12 protein-coding genes are annotated in these 21,661 nt (G+C 67.0%); 7 read left to right on the top strand and 5 right to left on the bottom strand.

Annotation, left to right across the window (positions count from 1 at the left end; translation table 11 throughout):
• Window positions 1–406: 406 nt before the first annotated feature.
• From ABNQ40_RS09585 to polA, 3 genes are all read left to right on the top strand, one after another.
• Window positions 407–1,282 (top strand): ABC transporter substrate-binding protein, encoded by an 876-nt coding sequence (locus ABNQ40_RS09585; protein ID WP_109047718.1) that lies wholly within the window; start codon window positions 407–409, stop codon window positions 1,280–1,282.
• A 118-nt stretch (window positions 1,283–1,400) separates the two neighbouring features.
• Entirely contained in the window at window positions 1,401–2,186 is a 786-nt protein-coding gene (locus ABNQ40_RS09580) for a response regulator transcription factor (RefSeq protein ID WP_109047719.1), read from the top strand.
• Window positions 2,187–2,318: 132 nt separating this feature from the next.
• The gene (polA, locus tag ABNQ40_RS09575; RefSeq protein ID WP_109047720.1) at window positions 2,319–5,243 is read left to right on the top strand and encodes a DNA polymerase I; all 2,925 of its coding nucleotides are present in this window, start codon (window positions 2,319–2,321) and stop codon (window positions 5,241–5,243) included.
• 53 nt (window positions 5,244–5,296) lie between these two features.
• Here polA and ABNQ40_RS09570 read toward each other — a convergent pair whose 3' ends face one another.
• Complete coding sequence (locus ABNQ40_RS09570; RefSeq protein WP_109047721.1) at window positions 5,297–7,585, bottom strand: FdhF/YdeP family oxidoreductase; 2,289 nt, start codon at window positions 7,583–7,585, stop codon at window positions 5,297–5,299.
• 117 nt (window positions 7,586–7,702) lie between these two features.
• Window positions 7,703–8,716 (bottom strand): chemotaxis protein CheB, encoded by a 1,014-nt coding sequence (locus ABNQ40_RS09565; RefSeq protein WP_391346312.1) that lies wholly within the window; start codon window positions 8,714–8,716, stop codon window positions 7,703–7,705.
• A 159-nt stretch (window positions 8,717–8,875) separates the two neighbouring features.
• Here ABNQ40_RS09565 and ABNQ40_RS09560 point away from each other — a divergent pair, with 159 nt between their 5' ends.
• From ABNQ40_RS09560 to ABNQ40_RS09550, 3 genes are all read left to right on the top strand, one after another.
• Window positions 8,876–11,143 (top strand): CheR family methyltransferase, encoded by a 2,268-nt coding sequence (locus ABNQ40_RS09560; protein ID WP_109047723.1) that lies wholly within the window; start codon window positions 8,876–8,878, stop codon window positions 11,141–11,143.
• Between the two features lie 238 nt (window positions 11,144–11,381).
• Window positions 11,382–12,872, top strand: coding sequence for a HAMP domain-containing sensor histidine kinase (locus ABNQ40_RS09555; RefSeq protein WP_109047724.1), 1,491 nt, complete (start codon window positions 11,382–11,384; stop codon window positions 12,870–12,872).
• A gap of 227 nt (window positions 12,873–13,099) precedes the next feature.
• On the top strand, window positions 13,100–13,780 hold the full coding sequence (locus ABNQ40_RS09550; protein ID WP_109047725.1) for a response regulator transcription factor: 681 nt from the start codon (window positions 13,100–13,102) through the stop codon (window positions 13,778–13,780).
• A 19-nt stretch (window positions 13,781–13,799) separates the two neighbouring features.
• Here the strand turns inward: ABNQ40_RS09550 and ABNQ40_RS09545 are convergent, their stop codons facing one another.
• Window positions 13,800–15,347 carry a hypothetical protein gene (locus tag ABNQ40_RS09545; RefSeq protein WP_109047726.1) on the bottom strand — a complete coding sequence of 516 codons (1,548 nt, stop codon included), beginning with the start codon at window positions 15,345–15,347 and terminating at the stop codon, window positions 13,800–13,802.
• A 272-nt stretch (window positions 15,348–15,619) separates the two neighbouring features.
• On the opposite strand from ABNQ40_RS09545, the gene ABNQ40_RS09540 reads away from it, so the two are divergent.
• Window positions 15,620–15,883: a hypothetical protein gene (locus ABNQ40_RS09540; protein WP_247879527.1), complete on the top strand. Its 264-nt coding sequence runs from the start codon at window positions 15,620–15,622 to the stop codon at window positions 15,881–15,883.
• A gap of 129 nt (window positions 15,884–16,012) precedes the next feature.
• Here ABNQ40_RS09540 and ABNQ40_RS09535 read toward each other — a convergent pair whose 3' ends face one another.
• A complete protein-coding gene (locus ABNQ40_RS09535) occupies window positions 16,013–17,335 on the bottom strand; it encodes an HlyD family type I secretion periplasmic adaptor subunit (RefSeq protein ID WP_109047727.1) in 1,323 nt (440 codons plus the stop codon).
• A 50-nt stretch (window positions 17,336–17,385) separates the two neighbouring features.
• Window positions 17,386–21,489 carry a peptidase domain-containing ABC transporter gene (locus tag ABNQ40_RS09530; protein ID WP_247879528.1) on the bottom strand — a complete coding sequence of 1,368 codons (4,104 nt, stop codon included), beginning with the start codon at window positions 21,487–21,489 and terminating at the stop codon, window positions 17,386–17,388.
• Between the last annotated feature and the right edge of the window lie 172 nt (window positions 21,490–21,661).

The raw sequence follows: 21,661 nt of genomic DNA, 5'->3' as shown, positions 1-21,661 counted from the left end.
TTCAGCCGCGGCCCTGGTTTCCAAGCCCGCGATAGTCCCAAGCGCATCAGTAAATCCACCCTCACGTGCAGCATGCCGACAGTCATCGAACCGGCCGGCGGACATGATGCATGTGGCGGACGAGCTTACCCTTAGCACAACGGGATTAATCAGTCCTGAAATAACATTCGGCACCGGTTTCATACAGTGTCGGAACGTTCGGGGAAATCAGAACAATCGGGAACTGGCGGAGACCATTTCCGTCCAATTGCGACGAAGTGTAACAACGGCACGGCCAACCGGCTGAGGCCTTTGGGGGACAGTGGTTTTTCCCGTGGACGCCCGCGTCCTCGGCCGTGCTACCTTCGGATACAGTTGCTTGTGGCAAGAACCGGCGGCTGGAGCTGTCTTCTGGGGAGAGCGAAGGATGGCGTTTGGTGTTCGTGCGTTCTTTGTCCCGCGGATCGCTCCGGCCAGACTTGCCGCTGCCGGCGTGGCGGTTCTTGCCGCATTGGCGGCGACGGCGCTGCCCGCCGCCGCGCGTCCGGTGACCGTGCTGGCGCCGGAACTGCCGCCGATGATGAGCGCCGACGGCACCGGGCGCGAGGCCAGCATCATCACGGAGACGCTGGCTGCCTGCGGGCATGAGGCGCATTTCAAGGTTGTTCCCTTCGGCCGTCACTGGAACGACTATCGCGACAGCGTCCAGGGAAGTGCGCAGGTTGGCGGGCAAACGGGAGGGCAGGTCGACGCCGTCTCCACCGTCCCGGCGGGCATGGAGATGCCGGGGCCCCGCTCCGCCCCCTACATCCTCTACCAGAACGGCGCCTCCGTGCTGAAAAGCAGCGGCCTGACCGTGCAGTCGCTGGCCGATCTGGCGGGCAAGCGCGTCATCACCTTTTCCGGCGCGCCGGACGTGCTGCCGGGGCTGCGTGCCGCCATCCCCAGCTTCGGCGATTTCCGCGAACGCGCCGACCAGATGGTGCATTCCAACCTGCTGTTCGCCGGGCGGGTCGACGCGGTTCTGGCCGACGGCCTGATCTTCGCCGAATACAACCGCCAGCTTCAGGAAAAGGCGAAGGCGGCCGGCGGCCTGCCTTTCGACCCGGCCCAGCCGGTGCAGTTCACCGCCATCTTCCCGCCCACCGCCTACAGCATGGTGTTCCGCGACGAACAGCTGCGCGCCGACTTCGACCGCTGCCTTGCGGAGATGAAGGCGAAGGGCCGCCTCGACGCCATCGACCGCGAGTGGGTGGGCCGCTATTCCGCGACGGTCGGCGACCGCTACCTGTCCCAAAGGTAGCGGGTCGGAACCGGATTTGCGGGACCGGGGTTTATCCCATTCGTCCGATATGGTTTGCGTAACCGCTTCGGGCGTTTAATATAACTTCATACGAATGTGAATGGGGGCGTGAGGCGTCGTGGCCCGGATCATTGTGGTCGAGGACGAAGCCGACCTTCGTGACGATCTTGTCGAATATCTCGACCGCTGCGGGTTCGAGGTGGGGGGTGCGTCGCGCGGCGCGGAGCTGGACCGCCTACTGGAGGCAGGCCCGGCGGATGTGATCGTGCTCGACATCAATCTGCCGGACGAGGATGGCTTCTCGGTCGCCCGCCGCGTCCGCGCGAGTTCTTCGGCCGCCATCATCATGCTGACGGCGCGATCCGGGCTGATCGACCGTGTCATCGGGCTGGAGCTGGGCGCAGACGTCTATCTGGTCAAGCCGGTCGATTTCCGCGAGGTGGAGGCGCAGATCAAGGCGCTGATGCGCCGGATGCAGAAGGGCGCCGCACCGCACTCTGCTGCGGAGCCATCGGCGGGGATGCCGGTGCCGGCAGCCGGTCCGACTCCCGTCCCCGCTCACGCCCCTGCGGACTCGCGCAAGGTCTGGGTGTTCGACGACATCGAATGGCGCATCCAGCCGCCGACCGGATCCGCCGTGCCGCTGACCGCGACGGAGTACAAGTTCCTCTCGCTGCTGGTCGCCGCCCCCGGCGAAGCGGTCAGCCGCCAGGACATTTCCGTCACCCTGACCGGCCGCGATTGGGACCCCTACAGCCGCTCCATCGATTCCCTGGTCCGCCGCCTGCGCATCAAGGTGGAGGAGCGCAGCGGCTGCGCCCTGCCGGTCCAGGCGGTGCATGGCGTCGGCTATGCCTTCGTCGGTCCGGTGGTGACCAGCGCGGTGGAGGACAGCGCCGACTGAAGCCACGCTGCCGGCGGCGCGCTGCCGGCGGCGAGGGGCGTTGGCGGCGGGTCTCCACCCCGGTCTCGGCACTCGACTCCCGGCCCTCCTTCGGCGATGGTAGCGCCCGCAAGGAAGGGACGAGAGACCACCATGACAGATGCCACCGCCGCCTCCGAGAACACCCCCGCCACCGGCAGCCCCGCTTCGGGCGGCACCAATTCGGGCGGTGATGGCAGCGGCCTGTATCTGGTTGACGGCTCCGGCTTCATCTTCCGCGCCTTCCACGCGCTGCCGATGCTGACGCGGCCGGACGGGACGCCGGTCAACGCGGTGCTGGGCTTCTCCAACATGCTGCTGAAGCTGCTGGCCGACGCCAAGGCGGAAGCCGTGGCGGTGGTCTTCGACAGCAAGCGGCTGAATTTCCGCAACGAATTCTATCCCGACTACAAGGCCCACCGCCCGGAGCCGCCGGAGGAGCTGAAGCCGCAGTTCGCGCTGATCCGCGAGGCGACCGAGGCTTTCTGCCTGCCCTGCCTGGAGCTGGAGGGCTTCGAGGCCGACGATTTGATCGCCACCTACGCCCGTCTGGCGCAGGAGGCCGGGCGGCCGGTCACCATTGTGTCGTCGGACAAGGACCTGATGCAGCTGGTCCGTCCCGGCGTCGGCATGTTCGACCCGATGAAGAACAAGGCCATCGGTCCCGACGAGGTGTTCGAGAAGTTCGGCGTCCCGCCGGAGAAGGTGGTGGACGTCCAGGCGCTGGCCGGCGACAGCGTCGACAACGTTCCCGGCGTGCCCGGCATCGGCGTGAAGACCGCCGCCCAGCTGATAACTGAATATGGCGACCTGGAAGCCCTGCTCGCCAATGCCGAGAAGATCAAGCAGCCGGCCCGCCGCCAGAAGCTGATCGAGTTCGCCGATCTGGCCCGCGTTTCCCGCCGTCTGGTCCTGCTCGACGATCAGGTGCCGCCGCCCAAGCCGCTGGACGATCTGCGCGTGCGCGAGCCCGACCACCAGCGGCTGATCGACTTCCTGCGCGCCCAGGGCTTCCGCAGCATCGTCTCCCGCGTCGAGATGGAGATGCAGAAGGACGGCCGCATCGCCGACGGCGCCAGCGGTTCGCTCCCGGCCCCCGGCTCCATGCCCACCCCCGCCGCGAAATCTCCGGCGACGGCCGAAAGCCCGGCCGCGGAGGACCGCCCGGCCCGCAAGACGGTGCTGAACGTCCCGGAGGTGCGCTACGAGCTGGTGCAGGATGCCGACGCGCTGCGCCGCTGGGTCGAGCGGGCGCGCGAGACCGGCGTGCTGGCCGTCGATACCGAGACCGACAGCCTGACCCCGGCCACCGCCACGCTGGTCGGCGTCTCGTTGTCGACCGAGCCGGGCATCGCCTGCTACATCCCGCTCGCCCACAAGGCGGAGGGAGCGGCGGCGGCCGGCCAGCTCGATTTCGAAGCCCCGACGCCGCCCAAACAGATCGCGACCGACGAGGCGATGGCGATCCTGAAGGACGTGCTGGAGGACCGGTCTGTCCTGAAGATCGGCCACAACTTCAAGTTCGACCACCAGCTGTTCGCCCGCAACGGCATCGCGGTGTCGCCGGTCGACGACAGCATGCTGATCTCCTATGTGCTGGAGGGCGGGTCGCACGGCCACGGCATGGACGAGCTGGCGGAACTGCACCTCGCCTACACGCCGATCCCCTTCAAGGAGGTCTGCGGCACCGGCAAGAACCAGATCACCTTCGACCGCGTGCCGCTGGACAAGGCGCTGGCCTATGCCGCCGAGGACGCCGACATCACGCTGCGGCTGTGGACTCTGCTGAAGCCGCGGCTGGTCGACGACCGCATGGTCACCGTCTACGAGACGCTGGACCGCCCGCTGGTGCCGGTGGTGGCGGACATGGAGCGGGCCGGCGTCCACATCGACAAGAAGGCGCTGTCCGACCTGTCGCAGAGCCTGTCGCTCCGCCTCGCCGAGATCGAGAAGGACGTCCATGCGCTGGCCGGACAGAGCTTCAACATCGGCTCGCCCAAGCAGCTGGGCGAAATCCTGTTCGACACGCTGAAGCTCGGCACCGGCAAGAAGGGCAAGACCGGCGCCTATTCCACCGACAGCAGCGTGCTGGAGGAACTGGCGGAGCAGGGCCACACCATCGCCCAGCGCGTGCTCGACTGGCGCCAGCTCGCCAAGCTGAAGAGCACCTACACCGACGCGCTCCAGGAGAAGATCTCGCCCGTAACCGGTCGCGTCCACACCGCCTTCGCGCTGGCGGCGACCAACACCGGCCGCCTGTCCTCGACGGACCCCAACCTCCAGAACATCCCGGTGCGGACGGAGGAGGGCAAGAAGATCCGCCGCGCCTTCGTGGCATCCCCCGGCCACAAGCTGCTGAGCGTCGATTATTCGCAGATCGAGCTGCGTCTGGTGGCGGAGATGGCGAACATCCAGGCGTTGAAGGACGCCTTCCGCGACGGGCTGGACATTCACGCCGCCACCGCCGCCCAGGTCTTCGGCATCCCGCTGGAGCAGATGACGCCGGACATCCGCCGCAAGGCCAAGGCGATCAATTTCGGCATCATCTACGGCATCTCCGGCTTCGGGCTCGGCCGCCAGCTCGGCATCGCGCCGGGGGAGGCCAACGCCTTCATCAAGACCTATCTGGAGCGCTTCCACGAGCTGAAGGTGTGGATGGAGGCGACCAAGGCCTTCGCCCGTCAGCACGGCTATGTGGCGACGCTGTTCGGCCGCCGCTGCTACATGCCCGGCATCCAGGAGAAGAACGCCGCCCGCCGCGCCTTCGCCGAGCGTCAGGCGATCAACGCGCCGATCCAGGGCACCGCCGCCGACATCATGAAGCGGGCGATGAACCGCATGCCGGCCGCGCTCGCCGCCGCGGGCAGCAACGCGCGGATGCTGTTGCAGGTGCACGACGAACTGCTGTTCGAGGTGCCGGCAGCGGAAGCCGAGGACGCCGCGCGCATCGTGCGCGAAGTGATGGAGGGTGCGGCGACGCTCGGCGTGCCGCTGGTGGCGGAAGCCGGGATCGGCGACAACTGGGAAGAGGCGCACTGAGGTTTACGAGTATCCCCCTCTCCCCCCCGGGGAGAGGGGATGCCAGTTGCCCCCTACGCCACGATCCGCACCGGCACGCCCTTCGCGGCCGGCGTCTTCGACGCCTCGTCGTGATACCACAGCGGAATCAGCGGGTTCATCTCCGGGTAGTACGCCCCGAGGCAGCCGCGCGGCAGGTGGAAGGGCGTCACCGTCAGGCCGCCCACCCGGCGGTCGACATCGTCGCCGGCATCGCTCGCCAGCGCGACCACCTGACCCTCCCGCAAACCCGCCGCGGCGATGTCCAGCGGGTTCATCAGCAGAACGTCGCGGGTGCCCTCGATGCCGCGCAGGCGGTCGGAGTAGCCGTAGATCGTCGTGTTGAACTGGTCGTTCGACCGCATGGTCATCAGCCGCCAGCGCCCCGGCGCGTCCTCGAAGCCGATGGCGCGCAGACGGCCCGGCGGGGTGAAGTGGGCCTTGCCGGAGTCCGTCTTCCAGATCCGCTCGCGCGCCGGGTTGCCGCGGTAAAAGCCGCCGGGGGTGAAGACCCGCTCGTTGAAATGGTGGAACTGGTCGGGATAGGTCGCCTCGATCAGGGCGCGGATGCGGCGGTAATCGGCCACCCACGCGTCCCATGTCACCTTTGGATTGGGCGGCAGGGTCGCCTTCGCCATGCCGGCGACGATGGCGGCCTCCGATTTCAGATGCGGGCTGGCCGGCGTGTTGTTGCCGAGCGAGCCGTGGATGCAGCTGAGGCTGTCCTCCATCGTCACCGCCTGCGCGCCGCTCTCCTGCACATCCTCCTCCGACCGGCCCAGGCAGGGCAGCAGATAGGCGATTTCGCCGTTGATCAGGTGGCTGCGGTTCAGCTTGGTCGCCACCTGCACCGTCAGGCGCAGGCGCGTCCAGGCCGCCTCCATCCGCTCGCGCTCGGGAATGGCACGGACGAAGTTGCCGCCCAACCCGATGAAGGCCTTCACCTCGCCCGACAGGATCTTCTCGCAGGCCTTGACGGTGTTCAGCCCCTCCTTGCGTGGCGGCTCGAAGCCGTACTGTTCGGCCAGCCGGTCGAGCGGCACCAGCTCCGGCTTTTCGGAGATGCCGACGGTGCGCTGGCCCTGGACGTTCGAATGGCCGCGCACGGGGGAAATGCCGGCGCCGTCGCGGCCGATGTTGCCCTTCAGCAGCCACAGATTGACCAGCGCCGCCAGCGTCTCCGATCCGCGCACCTGCTGGGTCAGGCCCATGCCGTACATGGCGATGGAGCGTTCCGCCTCGATGTAGATGTCTGCGGCCTGCTTGAGGTCCGCGCGGGTCAGGCCGGATTCCTCCTCGATCTCCTCCCAGCCGATGGCGTCGATCCGCTCCTTCATCTCAGTGAGGCCGGCCGTGTGCTGGGCGATGAAGTCGTGATCGAGGACATGCTTGCCGTCCGCCTTCCGCTCCTTCTCGGCCGCCAGCACATGCTTGATCATGCCGGTGATCGCGGCGATGTCGCCGCCGGCCTTCACCTGGAAATAGAGGGTGGAGATTTGGGTGTCCTTGCCGGTCAGCATCTCCAGCGGGCTCTGCGGGTTGCGGAAGCTCTCCAGACCCTTTTCCCGCACGGGGTTGAAGGTGACGATCTTCGCCCCGCGCTTCACCGCCTCCTGCAACGGGTGGAGCAGGCGGGGGCTGTTCGACCCGGTGTTCTGGCCGAAGAAGAAGATGGCGTTGCAGCTCTCGAAATCATCGAGCACGCAGGTGCCGACCGGCGAGCCGATGACCTTCTTCAACCCGACCGAGGTCGTCTCGTGGCACATGTTGGAACTGTCGGGCAAATTATTGTGCCCGTAGAGCCGCGCGAACAGTGCGTAGAGATAGGAGGTTTCCAGGCTGGCGCGGCCCGAGGCGTAGAACACGGCCTGCTGCGGATCGATGGCGCGCAGCTCCGCCCCGATGGCGGCGAAGGCCTCGTCCCAGCCGCAGGGCACATAGCGGTCGCTCGCCCGGTCATAGCGCATGGGGTGGGTCAGCCGCCCCTGCTGCTCCAGATCGTAATCCTTCCAGCCCTTCAATTCGCTGACCGTGTGCTGGGCGAAGAAGTCGGGGGTGCAGCGCCGGCTGGTCAGTTCCCAGATCGTCGCCTTGGCGCCGTTCTCGCAGAACTCGAAGGTGTGCGGCTTGGCCGGCTTGGCCCAGGCGCAGGACACGCACATGAAGCCGCCGGGCTTGTTCTGCCGTCGCAGCGTGTCGAGCACGCCAGGGGTCGGCCGTTCCTCCCCCATGATGCGGGCCATCGACCCGACCGATCCCCAGCCGCCGGCCGGACCGTCGTAATGCGGGGTGTCCTTGTCGTCCGACAGGCCGTCGATGCTCATGGGGCGATACTCTGGGGGGTGGTCTTGCGACATTTCGGGGGCAGGCTCCTGGGACCGGAACTTAGGTTCCGAAAGGATCAAACCCGCCGGATGCCGTCCGGTTCCCCCCTCGCAGGCTCATCGTGTATTCGGGGAACTGCTGTTGCCGATCCCCGGCTTGGATAGAACGGTGCGCAGCAGTTCTGCGCTCTTCCGTGCTTCCTGCATCTGACTGTCCCAATTGGCGGCGGTCAGGTCCTGGCCGCGTTCGCGGGCATGGTCGCCAAGACGCCGGAACATCTCCACCCGCTCCTCGTGAGTGCGCAGGGCGACCCACAGCGCTTTTTCCATCGCTTCCGCCTGTGCCGCCTCCATGGTGTCGGGGCTGTAGGCATGACCGACGTGGCAGCGGAAGCGCAGGGCCGGTCCGTCGCGGATTTCGCTCAGTCCGCCGCCGCATTCCGGGCAGGACAGGGTGGTCGGTTTGCCGACCGCCTGGGTATCCTCGGACATCGTGGTGAACTCCTGCTCGGCGATCCGCGCCTCCGTGGCGATGTCGAATGGCACGGGCGGGCTCGGCGGTGCCGGTTCGGCGGCCAACCGGGACAGCAGGGCAGCCATTGGCTCCAAGGGCAGGATATGGTCGGCCTCGCCGCGGTCGATGGCGCATTGCGGCATTCCCGGCCACTCCGCATCATGCGGATCCTGGACGACGCCGACCCCGCCGCACCGTCGGATCGCCCGCAGACCGGACGCACCGTCGTCCAGCCCGCCGGACAGGACCACGCCGACCACCCGGCCGCCGAAGGCGGCGGCGGCCGAACGGAACAGCGGGTCGACGGCGGGACGGGTCCGGTTTTCCCGTGGGCCGCGGCGGATCAGCACACGGTCCCGGTGGACCGTCAGATGGTGATCGGGTGGCGCCACATGGATGTGCCCCCACCGGATCGGCTCCCCATCGGTGGGATGGAAGGCCGGCAGCCAGCCGATCCGGTCGAGCAGTTGCGGCAGGACGCTGCGGGCGCTCGCTGTGATGTGCATGACGACGAACACCGTCGGTGCACAGTCCTTTGGCATGGCGCCGAACAGACGTCTGAGCGCGTTGAGTCCGCCGGCCGAGGCGCCGATGACGATGATGTCGCGTTTTTCCATGGAGTCACAACAGCGTCGGCGTCATGTCGCCTCATCATGACCCAAATAATTCCTATCCCCCTTCCAACGAGTCCTGAAGGAGGCGTAGGTCGTCACGCGGCTTGAGCGCGGAAGGGAGAACGGATTATGCTTGTTTCGGCTCTGTGACGACGCAAGACGATGACCAAGAAGATCAACGAATCCGACAGCGAGTTCACCAGTCTGATCCGTCACATACAGGAAAGCCGCGGCATCGATTTCCGGGGCTACAAGCGGACCAGCCTGGAGCGCCGCGTCCGCCGGCGGATGGACGAGGTCGGCTGCGACAGCTTCGCCGCCTATCACGCCTTTCTGGAAGCTCATCCGCAGGAGTTCGTCGATCTTCTGAACACCGTCCTGATCAACGTCACGTCCTTTTTCCGTGACGCCGAGGCGTGGGACGTGATGCGGCGGGAGGTCGTTCCGCGCATTCTGGAGCGCAAGGGCGACAAGGAAAAGATCCGGATCTGGAGCGTCGGCTGCGCATCGGGCGAGGAACCCTATTCGCTGGCGATGATGTTCGCGGAGGTGCTGGGAACGGCCGAGTTCTGCCGGCGCGTCAAAATCTACGCCACCGATCTGGACGATGCGGCGCTGAACACCGCGCGCCACGCCACCTATGGGCCGCGCGATGTGGAATCGGTGCCGGAACCTCTGCTGGAACGCTATTTCGAGTGCACCGACAACCACTATGTCTTCCAGCGCGAACTGCGCAAATGCGTGATCTTCGGCCGGCACAATGTGGTCAGCGATGCGCCGATCTCGCGCATCGACCTGCTGATCTGCCGCAACCTGCTGATCTATCTGGAGGCCGACACCCAGGGCATCGTCCTGCCACGGCTGCATTACGCGCTGGTCAATGACGGCTTCCTGTTCCTGGGCAAGGCGGAGACCCAACTGGCGCGATCCCGCATGTTCGAGCCGGTCGACCTGAAAAGCCGCATCTTTGCCAAGGTGCCGCAGGAATGGCGCCGCAGTGCCGGCGGGAGCCTGTCCCTGGCCAACGACGCGAATGGCGCCCGCATCAACCAACAGGTCCGGTTGCTGGAAAGCATCGTCGACAGCAGTTCCACCGGCTATCTGGCGGTGAACGCCGAAGGGGTGCTGGTGTTCGCAAACACCCACGCCCGACGCCTGTTCGATGTCGAGGAGGGCGACATCGGCCGCCCGTTCCACGATCTGACCATCTCCTACCGCCCGACGGAGCTGCGCAGCCGGATCGAGGAGGTGCGCAACTTCAACCGCACGGTCCGCATCGAACACCAGCCTTTCACCCGGCCCGGAGCCGAGCCGATCCGGCTGACCATCGAGGTGGCGCCGCTCTACAGCCGCGACGGCAAGCCCTTCGCCACCCTGCTCAGTTTCTTCGACACCAGCCGTCTCTATCTGCTGCAACAGCAGATAGAGGTAGTGCAGGAAAGCCTGGAAACGACCATCGAGGAGCTTCAGTCGTCGAATGAGGAGCTGGAGACGACGAACGAAGAACTCCAGTCCACAAATGAGGAGTTGGAAACGACTAACGAGGAACTCCAGTCCACAAATGAAGAACTGGAAACGATGAATGAGGAGCTGCGCTCCACCAACGAAGAGCTGGAGGTTGCCAACGAGGAAATGCGCCGGCATAGCGAGGAGACGGGCGAGTATCGTCGCTATTCCGAATCGATCCTGCGCAGCATCGACGTCGGCATCATCGTTCTGGACGACAACCTCACCGTCCAGTCCTGGAACCGCTGGAGCGAGAATGTCTGGGGCCTGAGGAACGAGGAAGTAGCGGGCGAGGCTTTTCTGGACCTGGACATCGGCCTGCCGGTGCAGCGGCTGCGCCGTCCGCTGTCCGACATCCTCAACACCCAGGCCCCGGTGGAGCCGGTGGAGATCGAGGCGATGGACCGGCGGGGCCGGCGCGTCATCTGCCGCATCCGCCTGTCGCCGCTGCTCTACGACAACCGTCTGGCCCACGGCGCCATCCTGATCATCGAGGACGTGAGCGAGCGGGCGCGGTCCGACGCCTTCGTCGAATATCTCGGTCGGATCATCGGCCAGTCGCTGAACGAGGTCTATTTCCTCGACGCCGCCACCTTCAATTTCCAGTTGGTCAACAAGGGGGCGGAGGATAAGCTGGGCTATTCGCTGGATGCATTGCGTCAGATCGCCTTGCACGACCTGATGCCGGACATCGACGTTGCCACCTTCAGCAGGCTGGTCGACCCGCTGATGTCCGGTGAAAAGGCAGAGATCGTTCTCGAAACCACCATTGAACGTCCCGACCAGTCGGTCCGCCCGGTTGAGCTATGCATGCAGTATTTCGGCGAAGAACAGCCGCCGATCCTTGTTGCTCTGGCCCACGACGTGACAGAGCGGCAGCGGATCGGGCTCGACGACAGCCGCGCGGAGGTAGCCGGCAGCTGATTTTCCGACCGATTTGCGTGGTGGGGACGTAGACAGAGATCCGAAGGGTTTATTTCTGGTCAATTGTGCAAGGGCTTGTGATGCCCAGATACCCAATTCACCTCATATCGATTGACCTAAAGACATAGGATGGAACCGTGGCTGATTACGACAGTTTAGCTAATGAATTTATCGCCGGTTCCGACTAACGAATTCTTGTGACGTTGCTCATCGGTGGTGCTGGCAGGGGCTGGACAGAATGTCGGATGCGCACGGATACAAGGCGGCGGACGGGGCCGTGGCCACTGGCAGGAAAGCCAGGCCGCTGATTGTACAGCCTTTGTGGGACCACCTGGACCATGCGGTGATCGTTACCGACTGTCATCTGGATGCACCGGGACCGACCATTCTCTATGTCAATCGGGCCTTTACGAGCCTGACAGGCTATCGGGCGGACGAGGCAATCGGCCTTTCCCCACGCTTCCTGCAATGCCGCCGTACCGATCCCGCCGTGACTGAAACCATCAGGCGAGACCTGCGGCTGGGGGATACGTCTCGCGTTTCCCTTGTCAACCAGCGCAAGGATGGCAGCGAGTATCTGTGCAGTCTCGTCATCACGCCCTTGGTGGGGTTGCGTGGCGAAACCGAACACTTCATCTGCGTGGCGGAGGCCCTGAAGGAAGACCGGATGCCCGACGCGGTGATGCGCCTATCGGTCGAGCTGGAACAGGCGCAGACGCTGGTCGAGGATCTCGAGCGGCGTCAAAGCGACACCGATGAGCTGATCAGCCGTCAGAATCGCGAAATGGGAATCGTGACGGAACGCTACCGCGACTCCCTGGCGCAGCTGGATGCGATTCAGGAGAGGCTGGCCATCCGCGAGACCGCGCTGGAACGCCGTGGCAGAGACTTCGAACGGTCTGATTCCGAATTGAACGCCTCGCTGGAAGAACTGCGCGCCATGGACGAGGAACTGCGCGTCACGCTGGAACAGATGGAGGAGGCCAACATTCAGCTGGGCCGCACCAACGAGGAACTGCGCCGCCTCCAGGCCGCCGATGCCGACAAGCTGCAGCTTCTGGCGTCGGCCAGCCACGATCTGCGCCAGCCGGTGATGTCGATGGGGCTGTTCCTGGATGTCCTGCGCAACCGCCTGGGTGAGGCGGAGCAGCCGATCCTGGGCGGGCTGCTGGCGGCACACCTGTCGATCCGCACCTTGCTGGAAGGCATGCTGGATACCGCAAGGCTCGACGCCGGTGCGATCGAGCCTGTGATCGAGCCGCTGTCGCTCGCCCTGATGCTGGAAATCATCCATGGCGAGTTCATGCCGCAAGCCGAAATGCGCGGTCTGCGCTTCCGCGTCGTGCCGACGACTGCGGTGGTCTACAGCGATGCCCAACTGCTGGAGCGCATCCTGCGGAACCTCGTCGCCAATGCGCTGAAATACACCGTCTCCGGGAAAATCCTGCTGGGCTGCCGCCGTTGCGGCGATCACCTGCGAATCGACGTCTGGGACACCGGACCCGGTATCCCTGAGAACAGCCAGCAGGCTATCTTCGAAGAATTTCGGCAGCTCGGCAACCCAAGCCGCGACCAGAGGCGTGGAGTCGGGTTGGGGCTGGCAATCGTCGCGCGGCTCGCCGGCCGGCTCGGCCACGAGATCGCTTTGCGTTCCTGGCCGGACCGTGGATCGGTTTTCTCTGTGACGGTTCCGTTGGCCGTTCGTAACAGGCGCAGACGCCACCATTGATAGCGTGGCGCGCCACCTTCGGTTTGGTGCGCGGCTATCCCCATGCCCTATGAAGGGTGCCAATGGAGCGGTTCATCCTGAAACCGGATTGGTCCTAAGGTATATCATGGCCCTGCGTCTTTAAGGGCAGTGGCACTTTGGACGAGTAAAGGGGAACAAACGTGGATCATAACGTGCAGCACGCCCACGACTCCGCGAAGTTTGATCAGGCGCCAGACCGCCGGGTCATGCCCGACACTCCCCTCAAGTTTCTGATTGTCGACGACCATGCGCTGGTCCGCTACGGCCTGTCTCTGGCCCTGCGGCAGCGCTACCAGGATGTCGCAATCGTCGAGGCGGGATCGCTGGCCGAGGCCTTGTGCAAAGTCCGTTCCGAGCCGGGGCTCGCCGCCATTCTCTACGACCTGCAGATGAGTGACAGCGACGAGCACAGCGGCCTGGACGAAATGCTGGAGGCGGCCGGCGACGTGCCGGTGATCGTGGTCTCGGGTGCGACCGACGGCAACGTCATCGCGTCCTGCATCCGCGCCGGCGCCCGTGGCTTCGTCCACAAGGGATGCGAAAGCGCGGTGCTCGACCAAGCGTTGCCGATCGTGCTGGAAGGCGGCATCTTCGCCCCGGCCCCCCCGGCGGTGCGCGGCGGCACGCCGATCCGCATTCCGCTGCCGGCCGCCATGCCGCCGGTCCGCACCGAAAGTGATGCCGTCAACGGCCTGACCGAGCGTCAGCGCGAGGTGCTTCGCCTGCTGCTGGAAGGCCAGTCCAACAAGGAGATCGCCCGCGCGCTGGGCGTGCTGGAGGGCACCATCAAGGTCCATATGCGCACGGTGATGCAGCGGTTGGGCGTGCGCAACCGCACCCAGCTGGCGCTGGTCACCATGAAGTCGGGGATGAAGCTGTCGTCCTGATCCGGTAAATGGTGGTGGTCTATTGCGGCGCCGGGCCGATGCCGCGCTGCTGGGCGGCGTCCAGCAGGCTGACGAGTTCGCCCGACACCCACCAGCGGCAGCGGCGGCGCTCCTCGGTCGCGACGGTCACGACGCGCTCGATCAGCCTGCTTTCCCCGGTGTTCAGCTCACGGCCGTCGCGCAGGGCCCGCTCCGCGATTCCCAGCAGGGTCTTGTCGATGGCCGTCACCTCGATGGGGTAGCCGGCCTCCTCCGCCAGTTCGCACAGGTCCGCCATTGCGGACAGCGCGTCTTCCCGGCCATAGGCGCCGATCTGCCGGAACAGGGCGGCCAGATGCTCCCCGATTGCCGTCAGCCAGGGGTTGGTCGAGGCGGCGATGCCGCGGCGGCGCAGCCGGTGGTTGAAGCCGTTGATGAAGCGCACCGGGTCGATCAGCGGCCGGGCCGAGGTGCTGGCGTTCAGCGTCAGCAGCCGGTGGCTCAGCACCGGCACAACCTCGCCCTCGACCAGCCCGGTCACCCGGCCGACGGCGGCCGAGACCGCCGCCCAGTTGCGTCCGCCGCGCTCGACGCCGAAGCCCTGCAACGCGTCGTACCAGCGGAAGGCACGCTCCTGCAGACGGTCCACCGTCTCGCCCGCCGTCAGCTGCGGCGGGGCAGGGCGGCCGAGATGCAGATCCTCCAGCTTCTGGCGCAGGCATTGCCAGCCGAACTGCACATGCCCGACCGCGGCCTCCACCAATGCCGGGCCGGGCGACATGCCATGAAGGGCCAGCGCCTGATCGGGATCGCGCGACCCGTTGATCAGGGCCAGCGCATAGTGCATCGCGCCGTCGGGCGAACCGTGCTCCGCCATCTCCGACACGGCGTGCAGGATGCCGATGGTTTCGCGCGGGCGAACGGCACCCTTCCACAGCGGCGCATGCTCCAGCATGGAATCCAGCATCGCGAGATCGCCCATCGACAGCGGCGCCACGCCTGCCAGCCCGCGCTTGCGCAGCAGCGTCAGCCGTTCGGAGTTGGCGGTGGCCAGCAGCGGCCCGGCCACGCCGCGCTGGCGCAGGACGGCCAGCGAGCGGATGCGAAGCTCTTCCGCCCAATCCGCCGCGGCGGTGGAGGCGAGGACCCTGTCCAGCGGATGTTCGCTGGCGCGGGCGGCGATGTCGGACTGCACCCGTCCGGCCAGTTCGCGCAGATGCGGCAGCAGCGCGAACCACCAGGCGCTGGCGTCGACCACATGCATGCAGCCGGGCGGCCGGCTTTCCGCCAGCATCAGCTGGTCGGTGCGCAGCATCACCGGGTCGAACCAGCCGGTCCAGATGCGGCGCGCATGTTCGGTGCGCGGGCCGTTCAGCATGGCGACGATCAGCCGGCCGACCTCCACCGTCATCTGGTCGTCTTCCAGATGCCCGGCCTGCACCAGTTCGAACAGCTTGGATTTCTGCGCCCGGTCCAGCGGAGCCAGAATCGCCTTCACCTTGTCCAGGCTGACGGCAGCCGGATCGGGTTCGACCGCACGGAGCGGAGCGGTCTGAAGGGAGGCGCTGCGGTTGGGGCGGCCGGCCATTGGCGTTCACGGGCGCTGCTGAATCGCGGCAATTTTAGGTACTGGCACGAATGATTGCTACTGGTATGTCGTGACATATTCTGTCGAGCTGTGTCGGAGCCGTTTCATGCAGTACCTCCGCAACTTTTGGCCGACGGGCCGACACAATTGAAACGAGATGCATCAAATGCATCCAAAATTTATTTCATTTAAGCGCTAAATGGTCTCTTCACACACGTGTGCCGTACACTCATTATGGAGTCAGGCATCGCCTCCAGCATCAAGGCGCTCACATGGTTCCGCAGCAGATCGTCGACACCGCCCCCAGGTTGTTCAAAGTCATGACCCAGGTCGACTCCCGCAAGGCTGAGCAGGTCGGGCCCGAGCAGGCCGTAGACGACTTCGTCGCCCGGCTCGCCGCAGCCGGCCTGCCGGCCGAAGAGCGCACCGAGGCCTACGAAGCGGCGCTGAAGCAGCTGATGGGACACCTGATCCGGCAGGAAGGCTGGCTCGCCGAGGAATTCACCGCCGTCGCCCGGTCGCTCGGCGCCTACTGACCCTTTACGCCGTTCCCATGTCGGCCGCCCGTCCAATCAGGACCGGCGGCCTTTTTTCGTTTCTGACGCGTTTTCAGAGGGTGGCCGTCATCCCCTCTCCCCGGCGGGAAGAGGGGATGGCCGATTTCCTCACCGCTCGTTGAAGCTGTCGGACAGGGCGAAGTAGATCGGCTTCAGCAGATATTCCAGCAGCGACCGCTCGCCGGTGGGCAGTTCCACCTGGGTGGTCATGCCGGGAAGAACCGGGTGCTGGATGTCGTCGCGGCCGACATGGTTGCGGCTGAGCGCCACAACCGCCTTGTAGTAAGGGCGGTGCTGCTCGTCCAGGAAGGTGGAGGCCGAGATGCGCAGCAGCTTGCCGGTAATGGCGCCATAGCGGGCGAAGTCGTAGGTCAGAACCTTGACCGTCGCCTCCTGCCCGACCTGGAGATGGCCGACGTCGCGCGGGGTGACGTGAGCCTCCACCGTCATTTCATGGTCGACCGGGACGACCTGCATCAGCACGCCGCCTTCCGGCACCACTGCGCCGATGGTGTTGACCCGCAGATCCTGCACCAGCCCGCGCACCGGCGACAGCACCGTCAGGCGCTGGGCACGGTCGTCGAGCTTGGCGCGGGCCTCGCGCAGCTGGGCGATCTCAGCGGTGACGGTGCCCATCTCGGTCACGGCATCCTGCGACAGCTTGGCCGACTGGTCGAGGATGCGGTTTCCCGCCTCGGTGATCGCCTGGCCGGTGGCGATGATCTGGCCCTCGATCCGCCGCTGTTCGCCCATCAGGCGCGACTGCTCGCGCTGGGTTTCCAGCGATTGCAGCTTCGACGACAGGCCCATCGATTCCAGCTTGTTGCGGATGTCGACCGACCCCGTGATGAAGGTGATCTGGTCCTTGATGTTGGCCAACTGCCCCTCATACAGCGCCAGCTCCGCCTCGCGCTGCGACACCTGGGCGCGCAGAACGGCGATGGCGGTGTCGCGGGCCTGGCGCTGGGTGTCGTAGATCAGGGTCTGGTCGGCGACCTGCGACTCCGTCTGCGGCGTGTCGGGGCCGGCGACGCGGGCGAAATCGGGGGCCCGCCCGCCGGCGAAGGCGCGCAGCCGCTCCGCCCGCAGCTCCAGCGTCAGCAGGCGGGCGTTCATCTGCTCCCGCTCCGCCTGGACCTGCTTGGGATCGAAGACGAGCAGCGGCTGGCCGGCCTCCACCAGATCGCCTTCCTTGATCAGGATGGACGACACGATGCCGCCCTCCAGATGCTGGACGACCTGGGCATTGCCGGACGGAACCACCTGCCCGGCGGTGACGACGGCTTCCTTGACCGGCATCAGCGTGGCCCAGGTCAGCAGGGCCGCCATCAGCAGGACCAGCACGAGGATGGTGGCGCGGACCAGCGACAGCGTCGCATCGTCGGCGCTGAGCGATTTGCCGGTGGGGCGGGCGAGGTCTGAAGCGGCCATCTTGCGGTTCACACGGACTGGAGGAAAGAGCGAAGGGCGTCAGCGGCCGATCAGCGTTGTGGCGTGGCGGCGACGCCGGGCGGGCGTTGCAGCCCGATCCCGCCCAGCAGCGCCCCGGCGATGCCGTTGGCGACGCTGTTGCCGCCACCCGGGCCGCCATTGGGGCCGGTGCCGGGTCCGACCGGACGGGGGCCGGGCAGGCCGCCGGCCGGGGCGGCGGGGCCGATCATGCCGGCATCCATGGTCAGCACCGTGTCGGCCAACGTCAGGTGGCTCGGCCGGTGGGTGACCAGGAAGATGGTGCTGTGGCCGCGCAGGGCGGCCAGCGCCGCGTGCAGCGCCTTGTCGCCCTCGAAGTCCAGCCGGCTCGCCGGCTCGTCCAGCAGCAGGATGCGCGGACGGCGGATGTAGGCGCGGGCCAGACAGATCTTCTGGGTCAGGCTGGGCGACAGGCGCAGCGACTGGTTGTCGCCGATGCGGGTGTCCAGCCCGCGCGGCAGCGCCTCCACCTCGTCCAGCGCGCCGGCCAGCGACAGCGCCCAGCGCAGTTCGGCCTCGTCGGCGGTCTGGTCGGCGAAGCGGAGGTTCTGCGCGATGGTGCCGTAGAACAGCGAGCTGGCCTGCGGCACATAGCCGATGGACTTGCGCAGATCGACCGGGTCCATCTGGCGGATGTCGACGCCGTCGACCCGCACATTGCCGGCCTGCGGCGCGTAGAGCCCCAGCATCACCTTCAGCAGCGACGACTTGCCGGCGCCGTCCGGCCCGACGATGGCGACGATCTGCCCCGGCTTGACATTGAACGTCACGCCGACCAGCGCCGGATCGGCATCGTTGCGGTAGCGCAGCGACACGCGCGAGAAGGAGACCTCGCCCTTCAGCTTGCGCGGCTGCAAGGTGGCGCAGCGCGGCTCGCGCTCCGGCCGGATGCTCATCAGGCCGTTGATCTGGCGGGCGTTGGCGCGCAGCTGCTCGATGCGTGGCAGCATGGAGACGGCGGTCTGCAACGGCACCATCACACGCCACAGCAGCATCATCGACGCCATCAGCGCGCCCGGCGTCATCGTGCCGGCGAAGACCTGGAGGGCGCCGACGCCGACGGTGGCCAGTCCTGCCACCGGCACCACCAGCCCGGCCAGCGCCGCATGGGTCGCCGACAGGTTGGCGGCGGTGTGGCCCGACCGGGCGGTGCGGGCCGACAGCCGGTCATAGCGGTCGCGCCAGTGGGCCAGCCCGCCGATGGCGCGCAGGGCCGGCATCTTGGCGACCATCTCGACGAAGAATTCCTGCCGCTCGGTGTCGGCGCGCGCGGTGGTGCCGGTGCGGGCGCGCACCAGCGGGTGGACGGCGGCGCCGATGGCGGCGGTGACCAGCACGGCGGCCAGCGGAACCAGTGCCAGCGGCCCGCCCAGCACCGCCATCACACCCAGATAGAACAGGGCGAAGGGCACGTCGAACAGCGCCGCCACCTGCCCCTGGCTGATGAAGTCGCGGATCGACTCCAGGTCCTTCACCCGGGCGATCTGCGTGCCGATGGCCGCCCGTTCGCTCATCCCCACCGGAAGCATCAGGATGCGGTCGATGGTGGCGTTGCTGACGGTGCGGGCGATGCGCGACCCGGCATGGGCCAGCGCCCGGCCGCGGATCTGGCGCAGGGCGAAGTCGCCGGCGATCACCAGGAAGGCGCCGACGGCGATGGTCGCCAGCGTGTCGAACGACCCGGTGCCGATCACCTTGTCATAGATCGCCATGGTGAAGAGCGGGGCGGCGACCGACAGCAGGTTGATGACGGCACTCAGCCCCAGCACTGCCCACAGCAGCGGGAAATAGGCGTGGATGACCGAGCCGACCCAGTTCTGGTTCCCGGCGCCGGAGGCGGCCTCCCGCGGCGTGAAGACGTAGGCCGTGCCCTTGCCGTAGTTCAACGTCACCGTTTCGCGCGACTGGCCGCTGAAGGCGGTGACGCCATCGGCATCGGCGGACAGCAGCGTGTAGATGCCGCCGTCGCGGGCGCGGAACAGGCAGGGCATCAGCGACGGTTCCGGCCGGCCGAGGTCGAAGCGCAGGCTGCGCCCCTCGAAATGCAGGCGCTGGAACACGTCGCACAGCTCCTCCACCGTCTGCACCTCGGAGAAGTGGGGCAGGGCTTCGGCCAGCGTCTGCGGCGCGCCGCGCCAGCCGAGCGCGTCGAGCAGCGGCACCATGCAGGCGCCGACGGCCGATGCCTCGGCCAGCCGGCGGCGCAGGATGTCGCCGTCGTCATGGGCGGCGCGGATCGGCTCCGCATTGGTGCCGGCCTCGGCATCCGGTGCCGGGGCGCTGGAGACGGCAGCCACCAGGGCCGGCTGTCCGCCGATGGCTTCGGCGGCCGGGTTGCGGGCCACCGCATGGCCGTCGACGATCTGCACCACCCGGTCGGCCAGCGACAGCAGCGACGGGCGGCTGCTGACCAGCAGGATGGTGACGCTGCCGCGCAGCTCGTCGAGCGCGCGGCGGAACGCCTTGTCGGACTCGACGTCGAGGGACGAGTTCGGTTCGTCCAGCAGCAGGACGGCCGGCTCGCGGACCAGCGCGCGGGCAAGGCAGATCATCTGGCGGGCGCCGCGCGGCAGCGCCTCCTGCGAGGCGTCGCCGACGATGGTCTCGTAGCCCTGCGGCAGACTGGCGATGCGGCGGTCGAGGCCAAGGCGCCGGCAGACCTCCATCGCCAGATCGGCCCGGCTGGGGTCGAACAGCGTCAGGTTCTGCAGGATGGTGCCTTTGAACAGTTCCGGATGCTCGCCGACATAGACGACGCCGCCGATGCCGATCATTGCGTCGGCCCCGGTCAGGGTGCGCACGCCGACCCGGACCTCGCCGGACCGTGGCCGCAGCACACCCAGGATCAGGCGCAGAAGCGTCGTCTTGCCCGAACTGTTGGTCGCCACCACGCCCAGGAACTCGCCCGGCCCGACGCTCAGCGACAGGCCGCTCAGGATCTCCGGCCCGCGGTCGTAGGCGAAGGTGACCTTGTCCATCTCGATGGAGCCGGGGGCCAGCGGCGTGGTGACCGCACCTTCCGACTCGGCGCTTCCGTCCCTGGCGACCGGCGCCGCGGCGCCGTCGGATCCGACCTCCAGCAGGACATGGCCGATGCGGCGCAGGGCCAGCGACACCGACTGGTAGCGCACCCAGCGGTCGAACAGCGCCTGCACCGGCTGCACGCAGCGCCCCGCCAGCATCGAGCAGGCGGTAAGCACGCCGGTGGTCATCGCGCCGTCGATCACCGACACGCTGCCCAGCAGAACCACCAGCATCATCGTCGCCTGCGCCAGCGTGCCGGCAACGACGGAGGCGGTGCCGCTGAGGCGGGCGACAGTGAAGTCCTCCTCGCTGCACCCCTGTTGCAGGCGCTCGTGGCGGCGCAGCAGGCCGGCCTCCGCCCCCAGGCCCTTCACGGTGTGGACGCCGCCCAGCACCTCGCTGATGAAGTTCAGGCGCCGCTCTTCCAGCGTGTGGCGGCTTTCCAGCGCCCGGCGCATCCGCCGGCCCAGCACGGCGCCGACGATCAGGAACAGGCCCAGCACCGCCACCGGGATCGCCGCCAGCCAGCCCGCCAGCAGGGCGATCAGGCCCAGGTAGAGAACGGCGAAGGGGATGTCGATGGCCGATTGCAGCGCTTGGCCCGAATAGAATTCCCGCACCAGCTTGATGGCGCGGTAGACCTCGAAATGGGTGCCGATTCCCTGCTGGGAAAAGGCGTTGAGCGGCATGTGCATCAGCCGGTCGATCAGCGACGCGCTCGACTGGTGCTCGATCCTCGCCCCCATCCAGGTGGTCAGCGCCGAGCGCGCAACCCGCAGGATCGCCTCCATCACCGCCGCCGCCCCGCAGCCGATGCCGAGCAGAAGCATGGTGCCGTAGGATTCGTTCGGCAGGATGCGGTCGTAGACGTGCAGCAGCGTGACCGGCAGGGCCAGTCCGAAGATGTTCAGGGCGAAGGATGCGAGGATCAGCATCCCCCGGTCGCGGCGCGGGCCCAGCATGCCGGACAGCAGGCGCCGCGCAGCCTTCTCGGCAGCCCGGTTGCTGTCGCCCCGGTTCCGGCCGGTCGAGGCCTTGGCCGAGTCGGCCGACGATGTGGTGTGCGAAGTGGGCTGAGGGGCGGGCTGCAAGCGGGTCGACCTGTTTCACGGAGTTAACCGAGCGCTAATCAACACCATAATTGCTAGTGATAGGTAAATCCGCGAATAGCAACAAAAGGCAACCGAGTGACAAAGCGCATTTCGAGCGGCCCTTCGGAGCTTGCGCGAAAGCGGTAAAAACCCAACGGATCCAAGGGATTTC

Source organism: Azospirillum sp. A23, from assembly GCF_042938965.1.
In the GTDB taxonomy this organism is placed as follows: domain Bacteria; phylum Pseudomonadota; class Alphaproteobacteria; order Azospirillales; family Azospirillaceae; genus Azospirillum; species Azospirillum melinis.
The sequence above is the reverse complement of the archived record's forward strand: the minus strand, read 5'-3'. Positions and strand labels throughout refer to the sequence as shown.